Source organism: Mastigocoleus testarum BC008 (assembly GCF_001456025.1).
Taxonomy (GTDB): Bacteria; Cyanobacteriota; Cyanobacteriia; order Cyanobacteriales; family Nostocaceae; genus Mastigocoleus; species Mastigocoleus testarum.
In genome coordinates this window covers 52583-61996 of sequence record NZ_LMTZ01000152.1, presented here as the reverse complement: position 1 = coordinate 61996, position 9414 = coordinate 52583, and the positions used below count along the sequence as shown (strand labels likewise).

The window sequence follows — 9414 nt, the reverse complement described above, 5'->3', positions numbered from 1 at the left end:
CCTCGATCTAGTCAATCCCAAGCATTTAAAAAACTGGTTCACAAGTTGTTGTTACTGTACCTCACTTACCTGAAAAGTGCTGTATATTCTTGGGCATGAATTATAATCTCAGTAGTTTCCGGTTGCTCTGTAACATTTTCTTGTGCGATCGCTTCACTCATTCCCTGAGGCGCATCTGCGGTAAACGGAGACACCGCTTCCAATGCTTTGAGCATCAATTTCTTTGCAATACCTTGTCTCCTTGCACTGGGTAATACAGCGAGTCTCTCTATCTTTGCAGTATTTTGATTTAAGTATCTTATTCTTGTTGTCCCAACTGCTTCACCGTCTAGATAAGCAATTAATTGCAAACAAATTTCATCTTGACCATCAAAATCTAATTTTGGATCGACTTGTTGCTCTTGATGGAAAACTTTGCTTCTAATTGCTAATATTTTTGCAAAATCTCGCGCGAAATCAGCAAGCTCAATAGTTAGATGAGTCATGTTTTTTTGGTCAAAATAATTTGTCGTATCTGTGGGGATGGGGGATGGGTAATTGGTAATTGGTAATTGGCAAATAGCAACTTTTTATACTAACTATGCTGCCTGTCAAAAATCATCATCTTTTGACAATTTTGATTCATCGGTTGAATATTTAATTTCCATCTGCTCTGCAGCTTTATATTCTCTTCCTTTACCACCGCTACCATAAACTACCCGTAGATTTTCTTTGTTCTTTTTCTTTCCTTCTTGTTTTTGTGGTTTATCTCCTTCCCCTCTCCTTCGTGCCGAGGTTCGCTCTTCGCTGGTATTCTCTGCGATCACCTCATACAAAATTGCCTGCTTATTTTTTACATTACCCTTACGTAAAACTCTTCCCAGCCTTTGAATATATTCCCTAGCCGAACCCGTTCCCGATAAAATAATTGCAACGGAAGCCGATGGAACGTCAACACCTTCATTTAAAACGTGGGAAGCAATCAAACTTCTATATTCCCCTTCCCGAAATTTGGTTAAGATTGCGTGGCGCTCTTTAACTGGGGTTTGATGGGTAATTGCTGGAATTAGAAATTCCTGAGAAATACTGTATACAGTGGCGTTATCTGCGGTAAAAATTAAAATTCTCTCTGGGTAATGTTTCGCTAATAAGTTTGCTAAGACCCTAATTTTCCCATCCGTACCCAAAGCAATTTCTTTGGCTTCCCGATGTGCTAACATTGCCCTGCGCCCGCCTTGAGAACGAGCGCTCATTTGTACAAATCTTTGCCAACCTTGAATACTTCCTAAGGAAATTTTGGATTCTCTTAAGAAATCATTACGAATTTGAATTAATCGATTATATTTTTCCCGTTCTAACTGAGATAACTTAACTTTTATTTGAACAATTTCATGTTCTGCTAACGCTTTTCCAGCTAAATCCTCAGCCCGTTTGCGATAAACTTCCCTACCGATCAAAATATTTAGGTCTGCGTGTTTGCCATCTGTGCGCTCTGGAGTTGCTGATAAACCCAAACGATAGGGCGCGATCGCATACTCGGCAATTACCCGACTAAAATCTGTAGGTAAATGATGGCATTCATCAAAAATAATTAAAGCATATCGGTTGCCCAAATTTTCCGCATTAATTGCTGCACTGTCATAGGTTGACACTAGTATGGGCGTGCGATCGCGAGAACCTCCACCCAATAAACCAATTTCTGCGTCGGGAAAAGCCGCTAATAAGTGGGCGTACCATTGATGCATTAAATCTAAAGTCGGCACCACAATTAAAGTAGTACGAGGTGTAGCCTGCATCGCCATTTGGGCTAAATAGGTTTTACCCGCAGCAGTTGGAAGTACTACTACACCTTGTCTCCCTGCTAATTTCCATGCTTTTAAAGCTTCGCTTTGATGGGGATATGGTTCCATTTCCAAAGCAGCAAGCAACTCTACGGGGTAAAATTCCTTGGCTTTATCGACAAAATCAGTATTTTCAGCTTGTAATGCTTCCACTAAAGGACGATATTGAATCGCCGGAATGCGAAATTTTTCTATTCGGTCGTCCCAGGTAGCAAAGTCCATCCAAGCTTTACAGCGTGGTGGTGGGTGTAAAATTAAAGTACCGCGATCGAAAGTTAAGGTTGGCGTACGGGCCATGAGCTTTTTTTCTTTTTCCCAGATAATTGTAGAAGAGTTGGGGACACAAAAAAAACTCTGCATTTATATATAGTACTAAAGTTGTGTCCCAGTCCGATTAAAATTGATCTAAAACTCTGGGATTGCAAAAGTGTCTGACTCTTTACCATTACGGGAAAAGTATCTGGTTTTAATTGATGATATTGTCCAAAGCACCCTCAAAGGTAAAATTAGTTCAACGAATCAGGTATACCAAATGTTACTCAACGGTGTAACTGCTGGTACGGGAGAAGTTTTTGAACTGGCTTTGAGAGAGCAGTTCAGTAATGTTGAATCACAAGTTAAGAATGAAACAGATGAATTAAAACAAGCAAAAGCCACCCGTGCTTTTCGGGCAATTAAAACCATTCAAAATCAGTGGGAGCGAGTTCAAGAACAAACCAAAGCAATAGAAGTCATTGCTACAGCAGCACGAGAAATCACTACAGCTTCAGATGAAAAACGGTTACTAATATTTTTACGCTTTGTCGATCCAAATCAGAAATATTCACTGAATTTACAGCAATTACAGCAGCTATCAAAGTCTTTACGTCAGTTTGCTGAAATTAATTCTGACTTACAAGAACTTGCGGAAGGGATTAACAAAGGTATTGCATCTTGGCAGCGCTTGCAAGATCATTTAGTTAGTTGGATGTATGAGCAGGGAGAAACTCTAGGTTTTGCTGGCGTCCCCGGAGAAAGCGGACCCTGGGCAACTTGGGCAAAAAAAGTAAATAGCAACATACCCCAAAAATTATTTCGTACTTTGGCTGTGGATCAGTCAGCAAATAAATTTGCGGAACAAATATCAGAGCTAAGTTTGGGAGATTGGGTAGAAATTGCCATAATTTTACAAAACTTGCAACGCGGTTTAGTTATTTGGTTTGATAAGCAACCTTATAATGTGAAAGCAGGTTCCAAGTTATCAATTTCGACTTTTTTAACCTTCGCAGTTATTTGGAGTCAGTTAGGAGATAGCTTTGTTAGGGGTAGTGCTTACTCAGATGCTGCTTTTCAAGTGATGCTTCAAGTTTTACGTACCTTTGCCCAACGTCCTTATTTTCCTTTTTATGGGGGAATCTTTGCCTCATTTTCTGGTAATTATTTACGGGATGCACTGCAATATTTAAATGAGCCGTTACGCCGAGTTGAAGGAACCCAAGAGAAAGCCCGCATACTAACACTATTGGGTAATTCTCAGCGAGCATTGGGAGAATATGATCGTTCCATAGAATTCTACCAAGAAGCACTAGAGATTGCTCGGAACGCTGGGGATAGTCCCTGTGAAATCGCCAATTATAATCATCTGAGCCGTACCTACGTCGCCCAAAAAGATTACACCCAAGCAATTAATTACAGCCAACGTGCTTTAATACTTAGCCGCCAAACAGGTAATAAAACTGGAGAAGCAAATGCTTTAACTAACTTGGGTTACAGCGAAGTGATGCAGGCACAACAGTTGGAAGTAATTGAACCCGAAACTTATGAAACGGCAATTAATTATTTACAACAGGGTTTAAAATTATCAGAGAAGTTGGGAGACGTACAAAGTAAAGCTTTATGTGCGAGTAGTTTGGGTGTTGCTTACTTAGTAATTCAACAATCGCAAAATGCTGTGAAACATTTAGAAACAGGTTTTAAAAGCGCGCAAGTTTCTGGCGATTTGTACTTGCAAGGTTTAAACTTGGCTAATTTAGCAGAAGCCTATTACGGTCAAAAACAATTAGAAACAGCAATTTACACAGCTTGCTTGGGCATGTATTTGTTAAACCAAATTGCTTCTAATGAATGGCGTAAAGCTGCTGGTTTATTAATTGTTTTGCAAGGACAAATGGGTCAAGAAGGATTTGTTAAAGCTTTACAGGGATTTCGATCGCGAATTATTTCTCTAATTGGGGTTGATGGGTATGATTATATACCTCAACTATTGGAAGAATATCGGGATGGAACTGCTTAGGGTAATTGGTGATGGAAATTGGTATACGCCCGCACTGTTAACGCAGTGTTAGCAAGGCGTGACGCGTAAGCGTCATATGGTGACGGGCAATTGATAATGGGTAATTAGTAAAGTAATTGCTGATAGCTTGTGATATCCCCACAGGGGATGCGTGAAGTTATCGGGTATTGCATTTGCGCCCAATTTGACGAGAAAAAATGCTAAAATGTTATGTAATAATGCCACTCCATTATGCTGGGAGGGCGATATGAAAACGAACATTTTACGCCTTGTTTCTTTTTTTTCTACTTCTTTAGCGATCGCGCTCGCGTTAGTAATAATTAGTGCGATGAGCACTGCTAAAGCAAATAATAATGCTCCCGTACCAAGAACTTTACCTGATCTCCATCCATCAGTTTTAAATGGCTTAATCTCACCAACAGCATCTGAAAGATTCCTTGAAGAAGGAAGACGCAAGTTGGAAACAGAGGCAGACATTCTTGTACATCCAGAGCGTTATGAGCGTGAAGTTATTCTCAAAATCGATATGACGAAGATTAAAAAAATTGAAGAAATAGAGGAGAAAAAACCAACTTTTCATACTCCTGAAGATACTTCTCAACAAGAAGTAAATTGATTTAGTATCGTCCGATAAATGACCCATATAGCGCTACGCGCAAGTTATTAGCGGATATTCGCTAGCAAAGCGTTAACAAGTAGGGGTAGCGGAGCAAAGCAGACCGCTCCCTTTGGGCGTTTAATCAGTGAGTTTTTCGAGATTACTATTCTTACAGATAACAAATATAGAGTGTAACTTAATAGTTAGCTGAAGATAAAAAATTGGAAACTACTGATATTTGCTTTTCCCTAACGCAGCTAAACTAGATGTTGCAAATACGATTCAGAAAAAGGGCGAAGTATTTTGCTTGTTTCTTCTCCCTCGTCGTAATTGATAGCTCCAATAATCAATTTGAGATTATTGCTATATCTAGCAGTGGTTGCACAAGCAGTAACACCCAATAACATCTGTAATAGAAATAGACGACGAGACAGGGAAGACGTTAATAATATTAGCTGATGATTTTTGCTTGATGCGAAACCGATACATAATCTTGGTATATCAACTTTATAATTTACCAGGAGTAGTAAGCATGGTCATATAATCTGTACTTATAGAGAAAATAATACAAATATATATTCCACTTATTAAGACATCTGTGTGCATAACATTTCCTTGTATTCTCCTATATAAAATCAAGACAAAAAAAGACGATGAAAAAATATCGACTTAGGAGAATCCAAAATGATCGTTGTCATGAAGGACGAGACACCCCCAAGTGAGATTGAACGCATTATAAACGAACTTCAGGGCTGGGATGTCGTACCAGAAAAATTAGTAGGTAAAAACAAAATAGTTATCGGTTTAGTTGGTGAGACTGCAGCAATAAAATCCGAATATATCCAACAGATCAGCCCCTTTATCGAAGAAACAATTAGAGTCAAAAAGCCCTATAAGCGGGCTTCCTTAGAATTTCGCTACGGTGAATACTCTACAGTTACAGTTGTAACACCTAACGGAAAAGTAGATTTTGGGAAAGATTCTCCCTTGGTAGTCATCGCTGGTCCTTGCTCTGTCGAAAATGAAGAAATGATTGTAGAAACAGCGCAGGTAGTAAAAGCCGCTGGAGCAAAATTTCTTCGAGGAGGAGCTTACAAACCTCGTACCTCTCCTTATGCTTTCCAAGGACATGGGGAAAGCGCCTTAGACTTACTTGCAAAAGCGCGGGAAGTGACAGGGTTAGGGATTATTACTGAAGTAATGGATACCGCAGATGTAGATAAAATTGCTAATGTCGCAGATATTTTGCAAGTTGGTGCTCGTAATATGCAGAACTTTTCTCTACTGAAAAAAGTGGGAGCAACAGGTAAACCAGTATTACTAAAGCGCGGGCTTTCGGCAACAATTGAAGAATGGTTGATGGCTGCAGAATATATTTTGGCTGCTGGTAACCCCAATGTGATTTTATGCGAGCGGGGTATTCGTAGCTTTGACCGTCAGCATACCCGTAATGTTCTTGACTTATCCGTAGTTCCAGTGTTGCGAACGCTAACTCATTTACCAATTACAATCGATCCTTCCCACGCTACTGGTAAATCCCAATACGTACCAACGATGACAATGGGAGCGATCGCTGCAGGTACGGATTCTCTAATGATTGAAGTTCACCCCAATCCAGCCAAAGCACTTTCTGATGGTCCCCAATCTTTAAAACCACAGGAATTTCAAGAACTAATGCTTGAGGTAAAACCTTTAGCCCAGTTCTTCGGTCGTGGGACTAAATCTTTACAAAGTCAAACATTATCCCAATTTGTGACAAAAGATTATTCGAAAGTATAAAAACTATATGATCGTAACTTGAGAACAAAAAAAATGATGCCACAATTGGACTTACACGCAATAAATCAGTTTAATGACATCATTTGTGCATCCTTGATTTATGGTCAACTGGCTAGTTTATTGTATTAATTAAGTTTTTAATTTGTTACACATTGTTAATTACCAGTTAACTATTACTTACTCTCATTACCAAGTTTCTCAAGACATGATACGTATATATGCTATGTATACGCGATAAATATGCTAGGTTTCCAAGCAATAATAAATCGACATTACACTAGATAAGTTAACGAAGTTTACATCAAACTTATCTAGTCCAGTCTAACTCAAAATATTAATTAACTATCAACAGGATCGGGGAAATCATCTATGTATTTAGATACTCATTCTTATACAACTTCCGGTGGGATTTTCGTATCTCGAACTGCGACTAAAACTTCCATGGAAACTGGTATAGAAGAAGTTTTATTACGTCTTGATTCCCAAAGAGGATGTTTATTGACTAGCAGTTACGAATATCCAGGACGTTATAAGAGATGGGCAATTGGTTTTGTTAATCCTCCTCTAGAGTTATCTACCCGTGATAATCATTTTACGCTAACAGCACACAATGAACGGGGTTTTGTGTTGCTAAAGCATTTACTGGAACTATTGATAGATCGCCCAGATTTAAAGGAAGTAAAACAGGAAAATAATTGTGTAACTGGGACTATTCGCTCCACAGATAAATTATTTTCTGAGGAAGAACGTTCTCAGCAGCCATCAGTTTTCACAGTTATTCGCCAAATATTATCTACGTTCAAAAGTAGTGAGGATGAGCACTTAGGACTTTATGGTGCTTTTGGTTACGATCTAGTATTCCAATTTGAACAAATGCCGAAGGAGCTACAACGGACTCCCGACCAAAGAGATTTGGTAATGTATTTACCGGATGAATTGGTTGTTGTGGATCATTATCAACAAACAGCATTTCGTTTGCAATATGACTTTGTCACCAAGTATGGTAGCACTAGAGACTTGCCCCGTATAGGAGAAAGTATTGATTACCGAGGTAAATATTTAGTACCATCTGAAACATCCGACCATCAAGAAGGTGAATATCAAGAACAAGTTCATAAAGCACTTGAATATTTCCGTCGTGGAGATTTATTTGAGGTTGTTCCTTCACAAAAATTTTCCCAACCTTGCGAGCAGTCCCCAACTGAACTATTCCGAATTTTGAAAGAAATTAATCCCAGTCCTTACGGATTTATCTTTAACTTGGGTGGGGAATATTTAATTGGTGCTTCTCCAGAGATGTTTGTCCGGGTTGAGGGACGACGGGTTGAAACCTGTCCCATTAGTGGAACAGTTCGTCGGGGACAGGATGCGATTAGCGATGCAGCCCAAATTCTCAAACTGCTCAACTCTGGAAAAGACGAAGCCGAATTGACGATGTGTACCGATGTCGATCGCAATGATAAATCACGTATTTGCGAACCTGGTTCAGTAAAAGTTATTGGTCGTCGTCAAATCGAACTATATAGCCATCTGATCCATACAGTAGATCATGTTGAGGGCGTATTAAGACCAGAATTTGATGCTTTGGATGCATTTTTAAGTCATTTGTGGGCTGTAACTGTAACCGGTGCACCCAAACGTTGGGCGATGCAATTCCTCGAACAACACGAACGCAGTCCTCGAAGGTGGTACGGCGGTGCAGTAGGTTATTTAAACTTTACTGGTGATTTAAATACAGGATTAATTCTGCGCACGATTCGACTTCAGGATTCCATTGCAGAAGTGCGAGTAGGTGCAACAGTTCTCTATGATTCTGACCCGGAAGCCGAAGCTCAAGAAACTTTAACTAAAGGTGCAGCCCTATTTCAGGCTTTACTTCAGACTAGTTACAACAAGAGCAATTTCCAAGACAATTTACAATCTGAATTTCAACAAGAGGATTTGGCTGTTGGTAAGCGTGTGTTGTTAATAGATTATGAAGATTCATTCGTCCATACCTTAGCAAATTACATTCGCCAAACAGGGGCTACAGTAAAAACATTACGTCATGGATTTGCGGAATCAATATTTGATACAGAAAAACCAGATTTAGTTGTTTTGTCTCCTGGACCTGGAAAACCAACTGATTTCGGCGTCAAAGAAACTATTGAAGTTTGTGTCAAACGAAAAATACCAATTTTTGGGGTATGCTTGGGATTGCAATCCATTGTGGAAGCTTTTGGTGGCGAACTAGGAATCCTTGACTATCCTCAACACGGTAAAATATCCCAAATTTCCGTTGCAGAAACAGAATCAGTAACTTTCAAAAATTTACCTAAATCCTTTGAGGTGGGAAGATATCACTCCTTATATGCGTTATCCGACTGTTTACCAGGGGAACTCAAAGTTACAGCCATATCAGATGATGGTGTGATTATGGGTATTGAGCATAAAACCCTACCAATTGCAGGGGTTCAATTCCATCCAGAATCAATCATGACTTTGGCAGAAGGTATTGGACTGGGGATTGTTAAAAACTTGGTCAATACCTATGTAAATAGTAGCTATCAGTTACCGGTAAGGAGTAAGAAGTAAGAAGTAGTGAGTAATAAGTAATGAGTAATGTTAGGGTAGCGGGGCGCGTAGAAGCGCGTCAGCGTACCGGTTTGGACGCGTCTAAAGACGAATGCACGCGTCTGACGACGTTAGCGCAGCTAGAGGCTATGACTAACGTCACGTTCCGAGCTGCCGTCGCCGCATGCCGTCGCCGCAGGCTCTAGGTATTGTGGGGCGCGTTAGCATTCGCCGCTCACGGGGCGGTCTAGCGGGACACGTAAGTGTACACAGCGCACAGTAATGAGTAATAATTTTGTGTTTGAAATCCCATTTGTCTTACCCATTTGTATACTCTATTTCTATGCTTGTTACTCAAACCATCTCCATCACTTATCCAGCTAATAACTAAT

6 protein-coding genes are annotated in these 9414 nt (G+C 39.8%); 4 read left to right on the top strand and 2 right to left on the bottom strand.

Annotated elements, in window-relative coordinates; genetic code table 11:
- Positions 1-65 precede the first annotated feature (65 nt).
- Positions 66-485 carry a GNAT family N-acetyltransferase gene (locus tag BC008_RS41360; protein ID WP_058184674.1) on the bottom strand — a complete coding sequence of 140 codons (420 nt, stop codon included), beginning with the start codon at positions 483-485 and terminating at the stop codon, positions 66-68.
- Positions 486-590: 105 nt separating this feature from the next.
- Complete coding sequence (locus tag BC008_RS41355; RefSeq protein WP_027846710.1) at positions 591-2117, bottom strand: DEAD/DEAH box helicase family protein; 1527 nt, start codon at positions 2115-2117, stop codon at positions 591-593.
- 130 nt (positions 2118-2247) lie between these two features.
- On the opposite strand from BC008_RS41355, the gene BC008_RS41350 reads away from it, so the two are divergent.
- The 4 genes from BC008_RS41350 to BC008_RS41335 all read left to right on the top strand — a co-directional run bounded on the left by BC008_RS41350 (position 2248) and on the right by BC008_RS41335 (position 9043).
- The gene (locus tag BC008_RS41350; RefSeq protein WP_027846709.1) at positions 2248-4092 is read left to right on the top strand and encodes a tetratricopeptide repeat protein; all 1845 of its coding nucleotides are present in this window, start codon (positions 2248-2250) and stop codon (positions 4090-4092) included.
- Positions 4093-4339: 247 nt separating this feature from the next.
- Positions 4340-4708 carry a hypothetical protein gene (locus BC008_RS41345; RefSeq protein ID WP_027843620.1) on the top strand — a complete coding sequence of 123 codons (369 nt, stop codon included), beginning with the start codon at positions 4340-4342 and terminating at the stop codon, positions 4706-4708.
- A 666-nt stretch (positions 4709-5374) separates the two neighbouring features.
- Positions 5375-6469: a 3-deoxy-7-phosphoheptulonate synthase gene (aroF, locus tag BC008_RS41340; protein WP_027843621.1), complete on the top strand. Its 1095-nt coding sequence runs from the start codon at positions 5375-5377 to the stop codon at positions 6467-6469.
- A gap of 369 nt (positions 6470-6838) precedes the next feature.
- Positions 6839-9043 (top strand): anthranilate synthase, encoded by a 2205-nt coding sequence (locus tag BC008_RS41335; RefSeq protein WP_027843622.1) that lies wholly within the window; start codon positions 6839-6841, stop codon positions 9041-9043.
- The last annotated feature ends 371 nt before the right edge of the window (positions 9044-9414 follow it).

What these genes read in the sequence shown, in the direction of transcription:
- BC008_RS41360 (WP_058184674.1), bottom strand. Translation starts at nt 485, where the DNA reads ATGACTCATCTAACTATTGAGCTTGCTGATTTCGCGCGAGATTTTGCA.
- BC008_RS41355 (WP_027846710.1), bottom strand. Translation starts at nt 2,117, where the DNA reads ATGGCCCGTACGCCAACCTTAACTTTCGATCGCGGTACTTTAATTTTA.
- BC008_RS41345 (WP_027843620.1), top strand. Translation starts at nt 4,340, where the DNA reads ATGAAAACGAACATTTTACGCCTTGTTTCTTTTTTTTCTACTTCTTTA.
- aroF (WP_027843621.1), top strand. Translation starts at nt 5,375, where the DNA reads ATGATCGTTGTCATGAAGGACGAGACACCCCCAAGTGAGATTGAACGC.
- BC008_RS41335 (WP_027843622.1), top strand. Translation starts at nt 6,839, where the DNA reads ATGTATTTAGATACTCATTCTTATACAACTTCCGGTGGGATTTTCGTA.